The sequence below is a fragment of the Fibrobacter sp. UWR3 genome (assembly GCF_900143055.1).
In the GTDB taxonomy this organism is placed as follows: Bacteria; Fibrobacterota; Fibrobacteria; order Fibrobacterales; family Fibrobacteraceae; genus Fibrobacter.
This window is the reverse complement of record NZ_FRCW01000006.1, coordinates 71,021-90,537: the sequence shown is the minus strand read 5'-3', so window position 1 is coordinate 90,537 and position 19,517 is coordinate 71,021. Positions and strand designations below refer to the sequence as shown.

Sequence of the window (19,517 nt, the reverse complement as noted above, 5' to 3'; positions counted from 1 at the left end):
CTTGCTATATTTACCATGAGGGAAGGCGCAGGCCTTGCCGGATTGGATATATAAAGGAATAAAGATGAAAAAGGTCGAAGGCTTTTTCTCGTTTTTTGGTTTGGCTTTTACGCAGGTGGCGGTCTCTACCGCGATTATTGCCTACACGGAACTCGTCCTTAGCCGCATGGGGTATACGGCTACGGGTTCGTGGCAGTTCTACGTGCTGCACCTGCTGTTCCTGTTGCCCTGCGTGCTGCTGCTGACGCCTGCGGGTTTTATGTCGGACAAGCACCCGAAGGAACGGGTGCTCCTGTGGACGACGGTGCTTTCGGCTCTCCCGCTGGGGTTGTTCGGTGTCGGTGTGTACCATTCTTGCCTGCCCATGATGTTTGCTGGTGTCGGGCTTTTCTTTGTGCTGCAGGCGTTCCAGAGTCCGGCAAAGAACGGCTACATGAAGGAACTGATAGGGGTGCGTTTCCTTGCCAGCGGGAGCGGGACTCTCATGATAGTCACGTTCTGCGCGATGTTCTTTGCGGGCGTGTCGCTTGCGTTTGCCGTCCGCGAGAACCTGGTCGAGCCCGTGCTCTATTCGCTCGGTGCACTGCAGGTTCTGGGGGTGATTTTTGCAATCCGGCTCCCGTCTATCGGCGCCTACGATGAAACACTGAAATTCCCCTGGAAGCAGTTCCTTACGTTCAAGTACGCGCGCCGCAAGATGGCGAAGGCGTGGAAGAACCGGGCGCTCCGCCAGTCGATTGTCGGGCAGGCGATTTTCTGGGTCATGATATTCCTGATGGTGTTCGTCATCCAGGACCAGTTCAGCTCGGGCTCGCTGTTTACGCAGGATGCCCTTGCGAACTATGCCATTTTCGGTACGGGCATCGGGCTTGTCGCGGGCTTCTGGTTTGCGATGCGCATGTCGATGAACTTTATCGAGATGGGGCTTATCCCGATGGGTACCGCAGGGGCTTCCATCCTCATATTCATCATTCCGCTGATTCCGCGCCCGTATAACGCCATCGCGTTCGCGCTTCTCGGGTTCTGTGGCGGCATCTTTGCGCTCCCGATGTTCGCGACGATGCTCTACAACACCAAGCCCCGTTCCGCGGGCCACGTGCTCTCGCTTTCGAACGTGGTGCAGAACCTGAGCATTCTCGTTTTCGATATCCTCGCGATTGTCGCCATCCGTTACTTTGCTGTCGACCGGATGAGCCTGTTCTTTATCCTCGGCATCGTCTGCCTTGTGGGTACGGTGTGGGCGCTGTGGGCCATGCCGCAGACGCTTTTGCGCCAGCTATTGCGCTCGGTGCTATCGATGCACTACCGGTTCCTGGTGACGGGCGTGCAGAACATTCCGTGGGAAGGCCCGGTGCTCCTGGTGGGTAACCACATCTCGTACATTGACTGGGCGATTATCCAGATGGCAAGCCCGCGCCCGATGCGTTTCGTGATTACGCGCAGGCCTTTTGAGAAGTGGTACGTGAAGCTGTTGCTTTCGCAGATGGAAACGATTGACCTCGATATCTCGAACCCTGCTCCCGCGATGGAGGAGGCGAAGAAGGCCTTGCTGCGCGGCGAAGCCGTGGTGATGTTCCCGGAAAACGCGATGACCTCGACGGGCAACATGAGCCGCTTCCGCCTGGACTACTCGTCCGTTGTGAAGGATGTGCCGCGCCTGAAACTGTTGCCGTTCTACGTGCAGGGGCTGTGGGGGAGTAGCTACTCCATGGCTGATGCCGGCTTCAAGGACATGGTGCATAGCGGTGGCCGTATCATTTCTGTCGCGTTCGGCAACGAACTCCCGCTCGATTCCAACCCGATGATGGTGAAGCGCGCGGTGCAGGAACTCTCGATTACCGCGTGGACGAGTTACATCCGCAAGTTGCGTCCGGTGGCATCTGCCTGGATTCGCACGGTGAAGCGAGTCGGCAGCGGGCCCTCCGTTTATAGCCCCGACGGCAACCACCTTTCAGCAAACGCGCTTGCGACGGCGGCGCTCTCGTTTGCGGGCATGATCGAGAAACTCACGAAGGGCGAGAAGCAGGTGGGCGTGCTTATTCCGCCTTCCGGCCCGGGAATCATCGTGAACATGGCGTGCCTCATCAGGGGCAAGACGGTCTACAACCTGAACTACACGAACACGCCCGAGACGATGGACTACTGCTGTGGCGTGGCCGAAGTGAAGACGATTATTACGGCCCGCGTGTTTGTCGAGAAACTCAAGCAGAAGGGCCTCCCGATGGAGAAGTTGCTCGACAAGTACAAGGTCTACTACATGGAAGACCTGAAGGGGCAACTGCACAAGTCGACGCTCGTGAAGAACTTCTTGCGCGTGATGCTTTTGCCGGCCTGGTACCTGGAGCTTCGCTTCTTCAAGAAGGTGAGCCTTGATGACGTGGCGACCATCATCTTCAGTTCCGGTTCTGAGGGCCGCCCGAAGGGTGTGGAACTCACGCACCTGAACCTGATTGGCAATATCAAGCAGTGCGAAAGCGTGCTGTTGCCGACCGCGGAAGACGTATTCCTGGGTTCGCTCCCGCTGTTCCATGCGTTCGGGTTCTCCATCACGACGATGTTGTGCCTTGTGGAAGGCGTGCCGGTGGCGACCTGCCCCGACCCGACGGATGCAAGGCTCGTGTCGCGCATGTGTGCCCAGTTCAAGGTGAGCATCATGGTGGCCACGGGCACGTTCCTGCGCATGTGGGGCATGAACCGCGCGGTGCACCCGCTGATGTTCTCGCATGTGCGTAGCATCTACGCCGGCGCCGAGAAGATTCGCGAGGATGTGCGCCAGCTTTACCGCAACAAGTTCAAGCTCGAGATTTTCGAGGGGTTCGGTTGTACGGAAACGACTCCGGTGGCGGCGGTGAACACGAAGGACGTGCTCATGGACGACTACAAGACGGTTATCGAGGGCAACAAGCCGGGTACCGTTGGCGCTCCGCTGCCCGGAACGCAGATCCGCATCGTGGACCCCGATACCATGGAAGAACTCGCCGTGGGCGAGGATGGCCTGATCTTGATTGGCGGTGCGCAGATTATGAAGGGCTACCTGAAGGACCCGGAACGTACGGCACAGGCGATTGCGGTTATAAACGGCAAGCGCTGGTACAAGACGGGCGACAAGGGCCACGTGGACGAGGACGGCTACCTCACGATTGTGGACCGCTACAGCCGCTTCGCAAAGCTTGGTGGCGAGATGGTGAGCCTTGGGTCGGTGGACTTCAAGATTTCGGAATGCTCGCTGTTCGACGAAATTGACCACTTTGCGGTTGCCGTCCCGGATGGCAGCAAGGGCGAGAAGATTGTGCTCGTGTATGCGGGCGATAAGTCCGAAGACGAGGTGAAGGATATGCTCAAGCAGGTGGGCCTCCCGCCGCTCATGCTCCCCGGTGCCGTGGTGAAGGTGGATGAACTCCCGAAACTCGGGAGCGGCAAGAGCGACGTGCAGACCGGCAAGAGAATTGCCATGGAACGCCTTGGAATTTCAGCAAACTAGTTATTATGAAAAAGAAAGAGAAAACTGTTACTGTAGAAGAAAAGATTGAACAGAAGTCGGTGACCACGTCCCTGCACGAGTGGGTAACGTCGCTCAGCCTGGGCAAGCCACAGGCGGTGATGCTTGCGACCACGGTCGCCGTGCTGGTCGCCGCGTTCCTCATATTCAACAACCTTTCCGTTTCGTACGCGCGCCGCTGGGATATCGACTGGGGCTACTATGCGATACTCTCGACGTTTGTGCTGTTCATTGCGGGCGTGGTGGTAAACGTACCGTTTATCGCGAAGCATATCCGGGAGTTCTTGCCGAGCGGTAAGGCCTTTTGCGGGCTTGCCATCCTGATGATTATTTTCTCGGTGTTCGTGTTCGGGAACATCAGCAATACGCACCGTGTACTGAGCGACGAGACCAGCTGGGAATCGATGGGCCTGCAGATGTACTTCCAGCATACGGGCGGCATCTGCAACGAGGGCGTTTGGACGGATGGAGTCCTTGATTGCAAGAGCGAGGTGAACAACTTCAAGGGCAAGGCACTCGGGTTCGTCTACTCGCTTGTGTTCAACTTCATGGAACCGACGCGCGATACTGCGCTCAAGGTGAACTATCCGTTCTACCTGTTGAGCCTGCTGGCGTTCTTCCTCGCGCTGTCGAAGTGGTTCAGGAGCGATAAACTGGCACTGGCTGCAGTCGCCTTCCTGGGAGGTATGCCCATATACCTGCTCCAGTCGCGCTCTGCATCTACGGAAGTGCTCTACATTTGCCTGCTGACCTTCCTTATGGCCTGGTATGCTTTTGTGCCTGCGAACAAGGTAACGTGGAAGCATTTCTTGCTGACGGTCCCGCTGCTCGGGTTCTTTGCGCAGACCCGCCAGGAGACGGTGTTCGCGTTCATTCCGTTCGCACTCTACTACTACCGCTACTTCCTCGAGAAGCCTTACCGCCTGCCGGCCTTTGTTGCCGCCGTGATTGCGGTGAGCTGGCCCAGCGTGAACAACATGGCGGCCTATCGCGGTTACGACTTCCAGGGCGGGGAACATGCGGCCCATTCCTTCGATAACCTGTGGTTCAACCTGAAGACGAATATCCAGACGATGATGAACCTCGATGTCGACCCGGCTTTCGGCGGCATCATGGTGAACCCGTTCTACACGACGTTCACGGTCATCTTGCTCGTGGCGACTGTATGGCTCCTGCTCCGCATGGTTGTATTCCGCCGTTACGTGCGCGGGTTTATCTTGGGCATTTTCTTCTGCCTCCAGATTTTCGTCATCATGTTCAACGTGTCGGGAACGTTCACGATTGATATCAACCAGCGCTACGTGCTGGTGGCGCTCCCGCTGTTTGCGCTCCTGATGGCGCTTGGCCTGTACGACGCGCTCCTCTTTGCGGGTTCGCGCCTCTTCAAGTCCAAGATGCAGCGCGATGCCGTCGCCGGAATCGTGATGGGTTTTGCCTGCCTCCTTTCGCTCGGGCTCATGTTCTACCATGCTCCCAGCTACAAGAGCAACATGCTCTACTACAAGAACAAGTTGCTGGGCGAAGAGGACTTCTTGAACACGGAACTCGCGAAGTTGCCCGAAAATTCAATCTACATCTATGCGAGGCCGTGGCAGATGCTTGCCCAGGGGCATAGCGCGTTTAGCGAACGCACTTTCGAGGGCTGGAGTACCGACGTGTTTGCCTCGTGGATGCAAAAGTCGGGCGGAAACATCTACCTGGTGCGCGGGCAGGATGGCTACGGCAAGGTAAACCGTGACAGCCGCGTGGTGGGCTTCAAGACGACCGACCAGATTGACAAGATTCTCGATAGCTACAAGCACGAGCGCATCTTGGTGGATGCGAAGCGCTTTGGCTATCCGCTGGTTATATACAAGATAATTTCGAAGAAGGGCGTTTCGCAGTACGCGCAGAACTTCATGGTCTCGGACGAGAGCGAGGGGATTATCGTGCTGAACAAGCGGTTCCCGGAATCGATTGCCTGCGACTACTCGCTCAATGGCGAAAAGCAGGGCGAGATGCTCGTGACGGTGCCTTCGGATTCGCTCCGTATGGATTCAACGAAGATTCACCCGGGTATGAACCGCGCGATGTTCGTGTGCTCGATGCCCGATGGCGATACGTCTGTGGTTTACCGCGACTTCTTCCGCGAGAGCGAGAACGTCGTGCTGCTTTCGAGCCTCAAGATGGGCCGTTTCTCGCAGGAGTGGGGCGACCCGCAGATGAACGAGTCGGTAGAACACCACACGCTTACGCTGGATGGCGAACCGTTCCGCTACGGTATCGGGAGCCATGCGAATTCGAGTATCGATTTCACGTTGCCCCGCGGGTTCGACGTGCTGCATGCGGTTATTGGGCTTGATGACGAAAGCGCCTGCGGTGACGGCGTGTACTTTATCGTGTCGGGCGACGGCCGCGAAATCTTGCGCTCCAAGAGGCTCTACTCGATGGAAAAGCAGGCGATTGACGTGGACGTGAAGGGCGTGCGTCAGCTGAACCTGAGCATCGACATGGCGGGCGAGAAGAACTGCGACCACGGCGACTGGGCGAACGCCTGGCTGGAGGCTAGGTGAAAATCCTGGTAGCCCCTCTTGATTGGGGCTTGGGGCATGCGACGCGTTGCGTGCCCGTTATCCGGGAGTTCCTGGCCCAGGGAGCCGAGGTGGAACTTGCCGTAGTGAAGGCGAATGCGGGATTCTTCCGCGAGGTATTCCCGGAACTACGCCAGCGGGTGGCGCCGGGCTACAACGTCGTGTACCCGAAATATGGCTTTAACATGGCGCTGTGGCTCCTGAAGAACAGCGCACACCTGAATGCGGTGATGCGTTACGAGCATCGCTATGCCGAAGAGATGGTGGAACGTCACGGCTACGACGTGCTATTTTCGGACAATCGCTTTGCTTTCTATTCCGGGAAGGCGCTCAGCATTTACATGACGCACCAGCGGCGGATTGCGTTCCCGCCCGCGCTTGTGGCGCTCGAGGGTATCGGCATTCGCTGGCACCGTGCCCGCATGAGGAATTTTGACGAGGTGTGGGTGCCCGATGTGGAAACTGCACCCGGATACGCGGGCGCGCTCTCGCACTTGCCGGCGCATGGCCAGCAGGTTACGGGCGGTGGCCGTGATTCGCGTGGCGAGCGGGACTCGTTCGGGGTGGGCGGTGCGCCTGCGGTCAGGTTCGTCGGGCCGCTCTCGCGATTTGACACGCCTTGTTCCGGCGCCTCTCGGGTCGCGGGCAGTTTAAATGCGGGCATGTATCGGGTCGTTGCCGTTATTTCGGGTGTCGAGCCTGCTCGCACGCAGTTCGAGAACCGCCTGCGCGATATTCTGCGCGATGTTCCGGGGGAACACTTGATGATTCTGGGCAAGCCGCAGGCCCCCCGCAGGCACTGGACCGAAGGGAATATCGAGTTCGTGACGCACCTGCCTACGGGTGAATTTGCCTGTGCGGTGAGGAATGCAGACTGGGTGATTAGCCGTGGTGGCTATAGCACCGTAATGGACATGGCCTACTTGGGCGCAAAGTGCATATTTGTCCCGACTCCGGGGCAGTACGAGCAGGTGGTACTCGCGCGCGACCTCGCCACTGCAGGCTATGCGGTCAATATTCCTGCGAATCGGCTTTCGGTAGAATCGCTTCTCGATGCCTTCAAGGGGAATGTCGCGCTCCCTCGGCCACAGCAGGCGGGCGTGCTCGAAAATGCGGTAAAGGACTTGTTTTCGCGCGTGGGCGATAAAATCTCGCGCAGGCGATAAACGTTGATGCCCCTTCGGGCAGAGGAATGGATATGAATAGGTTTGTACTTGCTTTCCCGATTCCTGTCGCAGTGACGGAACCCTTCAAGATAACGGACGTCGTCTCGGTGGGGGCCGATGCGAAAAACTTGCTCGTGCCCGGTTGCAATGTGCGTTTTGACGTTGTACGTAATGCCCCTGCGGCTGGTCTCTCCGATATTTTCAAGGAACACAACGAGATTTCTGCGGAAGAGGCGAGTGCAATCGATTCGCACAAGTCGCTGCTGTTTTTGTTGGGCTCGCTCAAGAGTGCCGATGAACTGCGCATGGTGAATGCCGCCATTCTCAAGGTGCTTGCCGCGGGTGCGACCGGCGTGTATATGCAGCAGTCGGGTACGGCGTGGGCTGCGGCCGCTTTCCGTGAGGAACTCGGTGATGCGGAATTCCCGATGGACACGTGGATCAACTTTGTAGAAAGTGCGGACGTGCTCTATACGCTCGGGCTGGAGGTGTTTGGCCTGCCGGATTTGTGTATTTCGCGCACGAACGGGGCTCAGGAAGATTTGGAGAATATCCTTTCTGTTGTCGCGGACTCGATTTTTGTGGATGGAGTATCTTCCAAGTCGGGAACGGAAGTCGATGCGGGCGATGCCGGTGTGTTTACGCTCCGTGCAGAAACAAAGAGCCCCTTCGCGAAGGATGTTCCCGAGTTCAACCGCCAGGGAATCATGCGTTTAGTGAGAAAGTAACCTATGAATAAAGTGCACGATTTTGCCACGCAGGTGGAAAACCTTCAGATGGACAGCGAGTTCTTCCATTTTGGAATCGTAGTCCTTTCGATTGCGATTATTTTCCTCGCGATTTATGCCCTCGTAATGCCGATAATGAAACGCTGGTCGAAAAAGAGTCCGAGCGCGTTGAACAAGATTCTTGTGGAACGCCATCTGGCTTCGCGCCTTTTGCAGGTTATCCCGGCGACGGCGTTCTCTGCCGCGGTCCAGAATGTTCTTGACCCGAGTACGTGGCTTTTCGAGGTGTCTTCGAGGATTGCGAACATCTGGTATACGCTGCTTTCGTTTGCGATTGCGTGCTCGATTCTTGACGTGATTGAGCATTTTAACGGCATAAACGAACGCACGATGAAGCGCCCTCTGCACGGTATATTCCAGGCGATAAAGGTCTCGCTGTTCTGCCTTGCCGCGATATTCATCGTGAGCCAGTTGACGGACAAGAGCCCGGTTATCATCTTCTCCGCTCTCGGTGCGATGGCGACCGTGCTGATGCTCATTTTCAAGGATTCTATTCTGGGTGTAGTTTCGGGAGTACAGATAAACTTGTCCGACCTGCTGCGAAAGGGCGACTGGATTGAAATTGAACGCCACAATGCCGACGGTACGGTCATGGACATTACGCTTACCTCGGTGAAGGTGCGCAACTGGGACAACACCATCTCGGTGATACCCGCATACGACCTCATTACGAATTCGTTCCGCAACTGGCGCGGGATGCAGGATTCCGGCGTGCGGCGCATCAAGCGTGCCATGTATATTGACCAGAAGACGGTCCGGTTCCTTACTCCGGACGAAATTGCTAGTTTATCTAAAATAAAGATTCTTGCTCCGTACCTGGAGGCTAAGATTCACGAGATTGTGGGCGAGGAGTCCAAGGCGGGCCTGTTGGGAATCGCACAGGGTTCTGGCAGCCCTGATATGCTCAATGCCCGACACCTCACGAATATCGGCACGTTCCGCGCCTACTGCACGGCATACCTGCGTTCACGTAAGACAGTCGCGCAGGACATGACGCTCATGACGCGCCTGCTGGAGCCGACCCCGTTGGGCCTCCCGCTGGAAGTTTATGCTTTCGCGAATACGACCGTGTGGGAAGATTTCGAAGGAATCCAGGCGGATATCCTGGACCACCTGATTGCAGCCATGCCGGAATTCGGGCTGGAACTCTACCAGCGCCAATAGTTTTAGGGCTGCTTCGTCATCCTCGCGGCCTGTGCTGAGTTTTGTCGAAGCAAGGCGAGGATCTGTACTGATTTATTTCTCTACGACCTGGCCCAGAATCTGCTGGACCTTCCGCTGCATCCGGAAGGCATCGGTGTTTGCGATGCTGTAGAACATGTGGTCTACGAGCGCCTGCGTGTTGAAATCGTAGGAGGGAAGGCGCAACATGTAGCTTTCTGCGGAGTTGTCGAAGGCGTACAGCGGGCCGAGTTTTTCGATTCGGCCCTCTTCCTGCATTTCGAGAAGCGCGCTTGCCACGTCGTCGTTCACGCAGACGATTGCGACCTGCTCGTAATCGCGGTTCTTCATGAGCGAAACCATCTTCTGCTTCAAAAGTTCGCGGGCGTAAACCTCGACCGAGAACTTTTCCACCTTGCTGCGCGCAATCTGCTTGTAGTCCCACGGGCTTGCAAACTCGCTGTCGGTGTAGTCGATTACGGAAAGCCCTGCGTCGCGTAGCCCCTGCAGGCGGTCTATGGACCACGAACTGTTGTGGTAGGGCGAAAAGTAGGCCACCTGGTTTATCCCGTGGGCGATAAGGAACTTGCCCATTTCTTTCCCCGGGGCTGTCCCGAAGGTGGAATTGAAGAATGTCCAGTTTTCTTTCTGCAGGTACCTGAGCGGGATATCTTGCAGGGGCTGCTCCCACCAGACGGCGATAGGGTAGCGGATGCCCGCGAATTGCTGCATCAGCTTTAGCGGCTGCATTATAAGGAGCGTCGAGAGGATTGCTCCCACGGCGTTTGGGTAGTCCGCGAGCTTGCGGGTCTTGCCGCTACGGTCGATGAGCTTGCCGCTGTTCTCGTTCATGCCGAGCAATATGAGCTTGTAGTTGTCTGCACCCGCCTTCTTGTAGACCATGCGCAAGAAATCCATTTCGCGTTCGCTTTCGGCGGTAAAGCCGCCCCAGCTGTTGCATCGCGTTACGAATATGATTTCGCTGAGCGATGCGGGTTGCTCGTTCTTGCTATTGCGAATAAAGCTGTAGTGCCTTCCGGAACGGGCCAGCGCGCCTTTTTGCACCATCACGTTCAGGAAGTTCCGGAGAATCGCCTGCGAAACGTTGTAGCGCTGTGCGAGTTCCTTCATGAGCGGGAGCGGTTCGTCGATGCGGAATGTGCCGCGGTCCCAGTCCTCGCGAAAAAGGCGCTCCACCTTGTCGTAGGCGCTTTCCCTGGCCTGCGGTGCGGGGTGCCGTTCGTAGATTTTAGCGACTCCGCCCGATGTCCAGAAGCATCCCTTGCCCTGGATGCGGCATATTTGCGATGCTTTCTCTAGCATCTTGAGCGCCGACTGCACGGTGTTCGAGGAGACGCCGTAAGCCTTCATGATTTCGCGTACGCTCGGGAGCCGATCGCCGTCGTTGTGGGGGATATCCTGGATTATCTTTGCCAGTTCTTCGCGCATGCCCATAAAATAACAAAAGTCCGCGCGGCGCGAAGCTGCACGGACCTTTGTTGTTTGGAGTGATTAGGAGAATTTCTAGTACTTGAAGTTCACGCGGTAGCGGTTGATTTCCTTCACGTGGGCGCCCTTCGCGTTCACGATGCCGCGGACTTCCTTCGGCTGCATCTGCGGGGTGCGAACCTGCTGGATGGCCGTAATGGGCTCGCTGGAGGAGGACATCGGCGGGATAAACGGCTCGCTGCTGCTGGAGGATTCCGGCGGCGGGGTCACGCTGCTCGAAGAAACCGGAGCGGGCTCGTCGTCTTTCGGGACCTGACCGTTGAAGGACTCCTGGCCCTTGCGGGTGAGGGCAAGAATCAGCATGCCGTCCCTGGAGTAGATGTTCTTGTCGGTGAGGTCGACGCGGTTGCCGTCGAAGGTCCAGTCGCCCTTGCCCCAGCGGGAACCGTCAAACGAGTCGAAATTGTCTGTCCAGTCGAGCGTGAAGTCGCTGCCGCCTTCGCCCTGGCCCGGAGTGTACTTGTAGACCTTGACCCAGTTGATGAACTGGAAAATCGGGAGCTTGGATTCGTCGAACTGACCGACCCAATCGGCGCTTTCGGAAGACCACAGGTTGAAGCGGAGGCCCTGGGTTCCAATCAGGTTCGCCACCTGGTTTTTATTGTCGCCCTTGTTGGTCCTGCGGACTTCTTGCCCGTCGAGAGTCCAACGCACGTAATCGGGCGTCCATTCGAGGCCGTAGGTGTGGAAAGCCTGGTCTGCAGCCGGGCTCACATTATGGTGCTTTTCACTGGTGACCTGTGCGCCGGCCTTGCCGGTAATGATGTTGGACTGGAAACTGTTCGGGTTCTTGCCGAGAACTTCGATGTCAACTTCGACCCAACGCTGGGCAGAAGCTTGCTCGGAACCGTTCTGGTAGAGGAACATGGAACTCACGGTTCCCGATGCGGCGGCCATTTTCATGCGGGCTTCGAATTTCCCGTAGGTGTATTCTTCATTGGTGTAGAGTTCTGCGCCGCTGAAGTCTTTTGCGCTGAGGGTAGATGCCATGGCTAGTACCGCCAATGTTCCAGTGGTGAGTGTTTTTAGAATGCTCATAATCATCTCCTGCCCATACACAAGAAATAAAATAGATTCGATTTGTGGGGTGCGCAATGGTGTGAAGGTTGTAAATGAATGAGGTGTATCAAGTGTGCTAGGTTCGGGGCGTGTTTGGGGTAGGGGTTTGAGCTGAATTTTGGGGCAGGGCGTGCGCAGGCATAAAAATACCCTCATTTTCTAAAAATTACCCTCAATTTTCTATCTTTCGGCACATGGATTCCCACATGGAAATAGACGATTGGCGCAAGCGCATCGATGAACTCACCGATACGATTATCTCGCTTTTGAACAGGCGGGCGGAATTCGCGACCGAGATTGGTAAGCTCAAGAAAGAGAAGGGCCTGCCGGTATTCGACGCTGCCCGCGAAGAGGCGGTGCTAGCCGCTGTCGCCGAGAAGGCGGTAAAGGGGGGTGGACCGCTCCCGCCGGAATCTATCGTGAATATTTTCCGCACGATTATGGAAGAGACCCGCAAGGTGGAGGAATGATGAAGCGGATAGCCTTGGTGGGTTTTGGACTTCTGGCAGGTTCTATCGCTTCTGCACTCAAGCAGGCGAAGCGCCCGACGGTCATACGCGCGGTGAGCTCGCCCGCGACGCTTGCACGCGCCCGCGAGTTGGAACTAGCGGACGAGTTTTTTGAATACGCGCAGGTGGAAGAATGGTCCCGCGACTGCGACCTCATTTTGCTGTGTGGCCCGATTCTGCATATTTTGAAGACGATTGACGCGCTTTCGCACGTGAAGTGGGTCAAGGAGGCCGCGCTGTCTAACGGCGTTGCGGGTAAGGATTGCGTCGCGGGTTCAAACGGCGCGAATTCAATCGACGCAAAATTAAACGGCGCCGCGTGCCTCGTGAGCGATATCGGGAGCACGAAGGTCGAAATCTGCAGGGCGGGTTCCAAACTGCCGGCCCCGTTCAGGTTCGTGGGTAGCCACCCGATGGCGGGTTCCGAGAAGCGCACCTGCGAATTCAACGACCCCGCGATTTTCGAGAACGCCTACTGGTTTGTGTGTCCGCCCGAGGGTACTGCCGAGAATGTGTACGCGCCGCTCCTGGACCTGGTGAAGTTCCTCGGGGCCTCTGCCGTAGTGTTCCCGCCGGAGCACCACGACCGCACCATGGCGTGGGTTTCGCACATGCCCCAGATGCTCAGTTCTACTCTGGCGGCAAGCATTCCGGACCGCCTGCTCGAACACAACTACCAGCACTATGCGGGTCGCGCCTTCCGCGACATGACGCGCATTGCGGCAAGCGGGTGGGCGATGTGGCACGATATCGCGGTCACCAATCGCGACGAGACGGTGCGAGCCTTGACCGAGGTTCGCGATGGCGTGAATGCGACAATCGAGGCGATGCAGAAACTCGACGTGGTAAAGGACGGCAGGCCTGCGGGTGGTTCGTTCGATGCGACCCGCGGTTCGGTAGCCGGTGGGAAATGCGCCGACCGTTCCGATTCGCTGGAAGAAATTTTCAAGGCGGGCAACGAGGGACGTGCGAGCCTGTTCGCTCCTGGCCGGAACGCCGCTTCCGCATTTTTCGAGATTACGGTGCCGCTCAAGGACAAACCGGGCGCGCTTTTGAGCGTGTTGCATCCGCTCGCCGAAGAGGGACTAAACATCCGCGACATTGAACTCATGAAGGTCCGCGAGAACGTAGCGGGCACATTGCTGATTGCCTTCAAGACCGAGGACGAGGCCGCCCGCGCGGTCAAGCTGCTCCGTTACCTGGGTTACGAAGTTAAGGAACGATAATGGAATTTGCGTTGAATCCCGACAGGGAACGGATGGACCTTACGCTTTTGATGGGCCTGTTGGTAAACGGGCGCACCGTACTCGACGATTTTGCCTGGGCCAGCGGTTCAGAACGTTTTGCGCAGGCCCTCGCCGAATTCGGGCTCCGCTATGAACTGCACGGGCACCAGCTGGTGCTTGACGGCAGGGGCTTCCAGTATGCGCTCCCGTCGATGCTTCCGTATGATTTTCCGGAGCAGGAGAACGTACTTTTGTGGACGCTCGCGAGCAAGGATTCCGAGCAGGTCTATACGCTTGCAGCCGAACCCGACAGGGACGGCATCGAGAAGATTGTCGCCGTGAAGGCGATGCTCCTCAAGTATTTCAAGGTCAATGTCGAAACTGATGCTCCCGCGAAGTTCGTGTTCCGCTTTGCGCCCGAAGAACCCGCGCTCAAGAAGGATTCGCTCGGGAACGTGCCGTTTATTATGCGCAACAGGGTGCTGCTCCGCACGCTGGTGCGTGGCGAGTACGTGAGCTTCGAGGAACGTTCGCTGGTTCATGACCAGTGGACAAAGATGCTCATGTACTTTGGCGTGCCCCTCCGTTACGAGGGTCGCGGCATGGAGCAACTGAGCGAGTTCGAACGCCGCCTGATGATGGCGCAGGGCAAGAAAATTGAACGCACCCAGATGACGGAACTTGCGGAAACCCGCGTGATTACCGGGCGCGATTACTACGTGCCGGGCGATACGACCGAGGCGACGGCATTTGCCTTGCTGACGACCATCGGCAAGGTGCCCAAGGGCAATGTGGTAAAGCTTTTGAACGTGGACCTGAACAGCACCCGTGCGGGGGCGCTCACTTGCCTCAAGCGCATGGGCGCAAACATCGAGACCGTAACCCGCAGGGAAAAGTTCGGCGACGTGTATGGCGATGTGGAAATTTACCCGATGGAAGCGGGCAAGCGGCTGCAGGGCAGGCGCTTTGGCGAAGACACCGTAGCGACGTCGCTTTCGGAATATGCGTTCCTCGCGGTGGCGGCGTGCTTTGCCGAGGGCGAAACCATCCTCCGTATCCCGAAGGAAATTCGCTCCGAGATGCGCGTGTCAAACGACTTCTTGGCAGAAAACCTGCGGAAGACCGGCGTGGAAGTCGGCGTGTACGATGACGGGCTCGTTATTCGCGGGATGGAAACCATCGTGAACGGGAGCGACTTTGACGGCGGAAATTCACCCGAGGCGGGGCTTGCGCTTAGTGTGCTTTCTTTTGCCCTCGAGAACGATGAACCGGTGGCGAATGCAGATGCAGTCGAGGCGATTTTCCCGGGCGTTGTCGAAAAGCTGAAGCAGGTGCTTGTCGCTGAGGCTCCCGCGAATGAGGGCAAGGAATAGGGGGGTGACTATGAAGAAGTTTTCGAAAATTGGAATCGTCGGTTTCAAGGACAAGAGTGCCGACCTCGCGAACGCTCTCGACCAGATTGCGGATTGGGCCGCGACGCACCCGAAGGTGGAATTCTTTGCGCTTGATTCCCTGAAGGGGCTTGCCAAGAAGCCGATTCACGTGATCAAGGAATCCGGGCTTTCGCGCATGGACCTGCTTCTCGCTATCGGCGGGGACGGTACGGTGCTTTCTGCCGCGCATATCGCGCTCGGACACAACATTCCCATACTCGGAGTGAATGCGGGCCGCGTGGGGTTCCTTGCCGAAAGTCGCGTGGAAGGCCTTGCAAAAACGCTCGATGACTTGCTCGCGGGTGACTTTTCTACCCGCGAACGCATGATGATTGACGCAGTCGTTTATCGCGGTCGCAAGGTGGTCGCAAAACAGACGGTCTTGAACGAGGTCCATGTCCGCGCGCACATGCCTGACCGCATGGTGAACGTGAACGTGGCCTACAACGGCACGTGCCTTACCGAATACTGGGCTGATTCCCTGCTGGTTTCTACACCGACGGGTTCTACCGCCTATAACCTCGCGGCGGGTGGCCCTATCATCCACCCGAGCACTCCTGCCGTCGTGCTCACGCCCGTCGCTCCTAGCAGTCTCTCCGTGCGCCCGCTCGTGCTTTCGCTTACCGACAAGAAGCTTGAAATTGTCTCTGCGGTGGAGCGCCCGCTTGACCTCGTGTTCGATGGCCGTACCGCCTACGAGATGAAGGTGGGCGAGAAGGTCGTGCTGAGCGAGTGCAAGGCCGTGACGACGTTTATCCGCATGCGCCATACCGGTTTTGTGGGTGCACTCCGCGAAAAGTTAGGTTGGACGGGAAAGCCCCGCCTCGCATAATCCTGCATATTCATAGAGAATGTTTGCTCTGAGGTGCACTCCGCACGCTCTAATGCGACCGCTCGTTCGTCATCTCAGATGAAGAACCTCCGTTTTCTCACTCGCTTTCGCCATCACGACTCGTTGATACGAGTCGCTTTTGGCTCACACTCACACTTCGTTCCAGTGTTCTCTTTGCGAAGTGTTCCACTATGCTAAAAAAATACTATATTCAGTTATATGAAATTTCTGCGTTCGTTGTTATATGTCTTGTTGATGGCTTTCGTGTGCCATGCCGGTGAGGTTGCCGACAAGCAGATGGATAAGGTCGAAAAATTCCTTAAGAAGTCCAAGTACAAGGAAGCCGCAACGGCTCTGTTGGACTATGGCTTGAACATGGCTGACGAACAAAAGGTAGTGGGAGTTACGCAGTACGCCGGGTATTTCGAGAAATTTGTCAAGCAGCACGGCAAGGTGCTGAACCATACGAAACTGCGTACGCGCCGCCTGTCCAAGGCCTATGACGAGACTGTTTACCAGATCAACTGTGAAAAATCTGCGTGGCTGATTGTGATAAAGGAATACGTATCGCCAAACGGGAAAAGCGAGTTCAGTGAGTTGCGCGTGTTGACCGAGGAAGACGTATTCAAGTATTATGATAAAAAATAAAGGAGAAACAATGAAAATCAAGGCTGTAATTTTTTCCCTGTTGCTTTGCTCTTTTGCATTTGCGGGCCCGCATTCCAGTGAATGCGTCAAGGCGATGGTCGATCACCTGAAAGCAGATAAGTACGACAAGGCCTTCGATGCCGTGCTCGACGATAGCCCCTTCCTCAAGGGCAACGTGAACGTTTCGAACCTCAAGATGCAATATGCCACGATATTCCAGAATATCGCGGCGCAGTACGGCAAACCCGTGGGTTTCGAGATTCTTGGCACGAAGACTGTCGGAACGCTCGAACGCACCGGCTTCCTCATCCAGTGCGAAAAGAACGCCTGGGTTATCGAGGTCTTTGAATACAACAATCCCGTTTCGAAGAAGCAGTACATAGTCGATTTCAAGATTGTGGGCGAGGAAGATGCCTTCGCTCGTTACGGCCTGTAATAGCTGTTGTGAGGCCTGTGGCTGGCGCAATCATTGACTAGAAATTGAAAATTCCCGCGGGTTATGCCTGCGGGGATTTCTTTTAAAAGTGAGTTTCGCGCGGTTTAACCCGCGCGATTTTTGTTAGAACAGCGTCGGGTCTTCGGGCTCGGCGCCAGCGTCGTCGCTCGTGCCGTCGTCGAAAGTATCCGGCGGAGTGATGCGGCTCGTGCGCTTGACCTTCTTCGCGGTGAATTTGCTGCCGAGCGCCTTGTAGCTCTTGATGTCGGCGACTTCCGTCAGGTCGAGTTCTTCCTTCTGGACTTCGCGGCCCACCTGGTATTCCATGAGCTGGCGTGCGTCGTCTGTCGCGAAGAATTCAATCATCTGCGAATCCTTGTGGTCGCTGATGAGGCTGAATTCCGTCGTCATGGGGCAGCCTTCCAGGTTGAAGCGCTTCACCATGTAGTTGAAGTTCCCGCCCTCGAAGTAGAGCACGGTAAATACCTGCGCGGGGTCGAACTTGTGGACGTATTTCACGCCGGTTCCCACGAGAATCGGGTCGGCCATGTCGTGCACGCGGGCTGTACCGTTCTCCTTCACGATAAGGATCTTGTCCTTCTCGCCGAATTCGCCGATGCGGTCGCCCTTCTTCTGCGTGCTGATGAGGCCGCTGGGGGCATCGAAGTAGAGTACGCGCGCGCCGAGGGTGCTTACGCCCTTGCGGATGCGCTTTACGCTCTTGACCGGGTACTTGGTGACGATGTTGCCCATCGCGCCACGGCCCTTCACCTCGATGGTGCTGAAATCCACCTCGAAGTTGAGCTTGGTGCGCGGACGCGGCTTGAGCGTCACTTCCACGACTTCGGCCTCGCCATTCATGTTGCTGGAGAGGTAAAGCAGGCGGCTACCGGGCTTGTTCTTGCCCATGAAGTAGTCCTTGTCGCGGGTCACGCCACCCACGTTGAAGCGCTTGATGTAGGCCGTGCCTTCCTTGCCGTCCTGATGGATGACGTTGTAGATGTGGCGTTCGTCGTCCTTGTTGAACTTCTCGACGAGCACGATGTTCTTGCCCACGAAGTCCTTGTCGGAGACCTTCACGACCTTGAAGCTGCCGTCGGCCTTGAACACGATGAGGTCGTCGTACTCGGAGACGTCGAAGAGGTATTCTTCCTTCTTCATGCCCGTGCCGAGGAAGCCTTCCTTGCGGTTCACGTAGAGCTTCTGGTTCGCGAGAGCCACGTGCACGGCGCTCACCTGGCCAAATTCGCCGATTTCCGTCTTGCGGTCGCGACCTTCACCGTACTTCTTCAGAATGTTCTTGAAGTAGTTCACGGCGTAGTCGGTGAGGTGTTCCTTGTTGTAGTTCACTTCCTCGATCTTCTTGTCGAGTTCTTCGAGGAATTCGTCGGCTTTCTTGCGGTCAAAGCGGCTGATGCGGCGGACCGGAATTTCGGCCAGCTTGAGGATTTCTTCGCGGGTCACTTCGCGGCGGAGCTTGCGCACATAGGGCTTCAAGCCTTCGTCAATCAGCTGGACCATCTCGTCGTGGGTCTTTGCCTTCTTGATGACCTCGTAGACTTCCTTCTCGATGAAGATTTTCTCGAGGCTCGTCATGTGCCACTGGTCCTGCAGGTGCTTGAGCTCGTTGTCGAGTTCCCAGTCCAGCAGGTGCACCGTGTGGTCGGTGCTGAGCTTCAAAAGTTCGGTGGTGCTGCTGAATTTCGGCTTCTTGTCGATAATCACGCAGCTGTTGGCGGCCAAGGTCGTCTGGCAGTCGGTAAACGCATAGAGCGCGTCGATGACGACTTGCGGGTCGGAACCTGCCTGTAGGTGGATCTGGATTTCCACGTTTTCGGTGGTGTGGTCCACAATCTGCTTAATCTTGATTTTGCCTTTGTCGTTGGCCGCCACGATGGAGTCGATAAGGCTGTCGGTGGTGGTGCCGAAGGGAATTTCGCGGATGACGAGCGTCTTGTTGTCGAGTTTCTCGATTTTCGCACGGACCTTGAGGCGTCCGCCGCGCTGGCCGTCGTTGTATTCGCTCACGTCGATGATGCCGCCCGTGTAGAAGTCCGGGTAAAGCGTGAACTTGCGGCCGCGCAGGTAGTCGATGCTCGCCTGGCACAGTTCCTTGAAATTGTGGGGGAGGATGGTGGTGGAAAGGCCCACCGCGATGCCGTCCACGCCCTGGGCCAGGAGAATCGGGAACTTCGCGGGGAGCGTCACCGGTTCCTTGGAACGCCCGTCGTAGTTCGGAATCCATTCCGTAGTCTCGGGGTTGAACATCACGTCGAGCGCGAAGTCGCTGAGTTTGCCTTCGATGTAACGCGGGGCGGCCGCCTCGTCGCCCGTAAGCGGGTTACCCCAGTTACCCTGCGGCTCGATAAGCAGGTTCTTCTGGCCCATGTTCACGAGGGCCGTGTAGATGGAGGCGTCGCCGTGGGGGTGGTAGTGCATGGTGTCGCCCACGATGCCCGCCACCTTGTGGAAGCTGCCGTCGTTCATCTCGTACATGGTATGCAGAATGCGGCGCTGCACCGGTTTTAAACCGTCCTCGAAGTAGGGCACGGCGCGGTCGAGAATCGTATAGCTCGCGTAGTCCAGGAACCAGCCGTTGTACAGCTTTTCCAGGTGGTTTACGTTCGAAAGTCCTAAAGTTTTCTGTTCTTCGTCCATAATTAGTTGTTAGTCATTAGTCA

Annotated in this window: 14 protein-coding genes; 11 read left to right on the top strand and 3 right to left on the bottom strand. The window is 56.8% G+C overall.

What is annotated here, in order from left to right; genetic code table 11:
- Positions 1–64: 64 nt before the first annotated feature.
- From BUA44_RS09395 to BUA44_RS09375, 5 genes are read left to right on the top strand one after another with little or no spacing between them, the layout of a single operon-like run.
- Positions 65–3,481: an MFS transporter gene (locus BUA44_RS09395; protein WP_072811225.1), complete on the top strand. Its 3,417-nt coding sequence runs from the start codon at positions 65–67 to the stop codon at positions 3,479–3,481.
- A 5-nt stretch (positions 3,482–3,486) separates the two neighbouring features.
- On the top strand, positions 3,487–6,051 hold the full coding sequence (locus BUA44_RS09390; RefSeq protein WP_072811222.1) for an NPCBM/NEW2 domain-containing protein: 2,565 nt from the start codon (positions 3,487–3,489) through the stop codon (positions 6,049–6,051).
- A complete protein-coding gene (locus tag BUA44_RS09385) occupies positions 6,048–7,235 on the top strand; it encodes a glycosyltransferase (protein ID WP_072811220.1) in 1,188 nt (395 codons plus the stop codon). Before BUA44_RS09390 ends, BUA44_RS09385 begins: the two co-directional genes overlap by 4 nt.
- Before the next feature lie 32 nt (positions 7,236–7,267).
- On the top strand, positions 7,268–7,963 hold the full coding sequence (locus tag BUA44_RS09380) for a hypothetical protein (RefSeq protein WP_072811217.1): 696 nt from the start codon (positions 7,268–7,270) through the stop codon (positions 7,961–7,963).
- Positions 7,964–7,966: 3 nt separating this feature from the next.
- Positions 7,967–9,187 (top strand): mechanosensitive ion channel family protein, encoded by a 1,221-nt coding sequence (locus BUA44_RS09375; RefSeq protein WP_255370514.1) that lies wholly within the window; start codon positions 7,967–7,969, stop codon positions 9,185–9,187.
- A 72-nt stretch (positions 9,188–9,259) separates the two neighbouring features.
- Here BUA44_RS09375 and BUA44_RS09370 read toward each other — a convergent pair whose 3' ends face one another.
- Both BUA44_RS09370 and BUA44_RS09365 read right to left on the bottom strand, forming a co-directional pair.
- Complete coding sequence (locus BUA44_RS09370; protein ID WP_072811520.1) at positions 9,260–10,633, bottom strand: GntR family transcriptional regulator; 1,374 nt, start codon at positions 10,631–10,633, stop codon at positions 9,260–9,262.
- Positions 10,634–10,708: 75 nt separating this feature from the next.
- A complete protein-coding gene (locus BUA44_RS09365) occupies positions 10,709–11,731 on the bottom strand; it encodes a glycoside hydrolase family 16 protein (RefSeq protein WP_072811519.1) in 1,023 nt (340 codons plus the stop codon).
- A 215-nt stretch (positions 11,732–11,946) separates the two neighbouring features.
- Between BUA44_RS09365 and BUA44_RS09360 the strand changes: the two genes are divergently transcribed.
- From BUA44_RS09360 to BUA44_RS09335, 6 genes are all read left to right on the top strand, one after another.
- Positions 11,947–12,222 (top strand): chorismate mutase, encoded by a 276-nt coding sequence (locus BUA44_RS09360; protein WP_255370513.1) that lies wholly within the window; start codon positions 11,947–11,949, stop codon positions 12,220–12,222.
- Positions 12,219–13,487 (top strand): prephenate dehydrogenase/arogenate dehydrogenase family protein, encoded by a 1,269-nt coding sequence (locus BUA44_RS09355; protein WP_072811215.1) that lies wholly within the window; start codon positions 12,219–12,221, stop codon positions 13,485–13,487. Before BUA44_RS09360 ends, BUA44_RS09355 begins: the two co-directional genes overlap by 4 nt.
- Positions 13,487–14,860 (top strand): 3-phosphoshikimate 1-carboxyvinyltransferase, encoded by a 1,374-nt coding sequence (locus tag BUA44_RS09350; protein ID WP_072811213.1) that lies wholly within the window; start codon positions 13,487–13,489, stop codon positions 14,858–14,860. Before BUA44_RS09355 ends, BUA44_RS09350 begins: the two co-directional genes overlap by 1 nt.
- A 10-nt stretch (positions 14,861–14,870) precedes the next feature.
- Entirely contained in the window at positions 14,871–15,752 is an 882-nt protein-coding gene (locus BUA44_RS09345; RefSeq protein WP_173365429.1) for an NAD(+)/NADH kinase, read from the top strand.
- A 219-nt stretch (positions 15,753–15,971) separates the two neighbouring features.
- Positions 15,972–16,400, top strand: a complete 429-nt coding sequence (locus BUA44_RS09340; protein WP_143151936.1) for a hypothetical protein — start codon at positions 15,972–15,974, stop codon at positions 16,398–16,400.
- A 10-nt stretch (positions 16,401–16,410) separates the two neighbouring features.
- Positions 16,411–16,836 (top strand): hypothetical protein, encoded by a 426-nt coding sequence (locus BUA44_RS09335; protein ID WP_072811205.1) that lies wholly within the window; start codon positions 16,411–16,413, stop codon positions 16,834–16,836.
- A 123-nt stretch (positions 16,837–16,959) separates the two neighbouring features.
- Here the strand turns inward: BUA44_RS09335 and BUA44_RS09330 are convergent, their stop codons facing one another.
- The gene (locus tag BUA44_RS09330) at positions 16,960–19,494 is read right to left on the bottom strand and encodes a DNA gyrase/topoisomerase IV subunit A (RefSeq protein WP_072811203.1); all 2,535 of its coding nucleotides are present in this window, start codon (positions 19,492–19,494) and stop codon (positions 16,960–16,962) included.
- Positions 19,495–19,517 lie beyond the last annotated feature (23 nt).

Coding starts and splice junctions, on each gene's coding strand:
- BUA44_RS09345 (WP_173365429.1), top strand. CDS start 14,871: ATGAAGAAGTTTTCGAAAATTGGAATCGTCGGTTTCAAGGACAAGAGT.
- BUA44_RS09355 (WP_072811215.1), top strand. CDS start 12,219: ATGATGAAGCGGATAGCCTTGGTGGGTTTTGGACTTCTGGCAGGTTCT.
- BUA44_RS09360 (WP_255370513.1), top strand. CDS start 11,947: ATGGATTCCCACATGGAAATAGACGATTGGCGCAAGCGCATCGATGAA.
- BUA44_RS09365 (WP_072811519.1), bottom strand. CDS start 11,731: ATGAGCATTCTAAAAACACTCACCACTGGAACATTGGCGGTACTAGCC.
- BUA44_RS09370 (WP_072811520.1), bottom strand. CDS start 10,633: ATGCGCGAAGAACTGGCAAAGATAATCCAGGATATCCCCCACAACGAC.
- BUA44_RS09395 (WP_072811225.1), top strand. CDS start 65: ATGAAAAAGGTCGAAGGCTTTTTCTCGTTTTTTGGTTTGGCTTTTACG.
- BUA44_RS09390 (WP_072811222.1), top strand. CDS start 3,487: ATGAAAAAGAAAGAGAAAACTGTTACTGTAGAAGAAAAGATTGAACAG.
- BUA44_RS09350 (WP_072811213.1), top strand. CDS start 13,487: ATGGAATTTGCGTTGAATCCCGACAGGGAACGGATGGACCTTACGCTT.
- BUA44_RS09330 (WP_072811203.1), bottom strand. CDS start 19,494: ATGGACGAAGAACAGAAAACTTTAGGACTTTCGAACGTAAACCACCTG.
- BUA44_RS09335 (WP_072811205.1), top strand. CDS start 16,411: ATGAAAATCAAGGCTGTAATTTTTTCCCTGTTGCTTTGCTCTTTTGCA.
- BUA44_RS09340 (WP_143151936.1), top strand. CDS start 15,972: ATGAAATTTCTGCGTTCGTTGTTATATGTCTTGTTGATGGCTTTCGTG.
- BUA44_RS09380 (WP_072811217.1), top strand. CDS start 7,268: ATGAATAGGTTTGTACTTGCTTTCCCGATTCCTGTCGCAGTGACGGAA.
- BUA44_RS09375 (WP_255370514.1), top strand. CDS start 7,967: ATGAATAAAGTGCACGATTTTGCCACGCAGGTGGAAAACCTTCAGATG.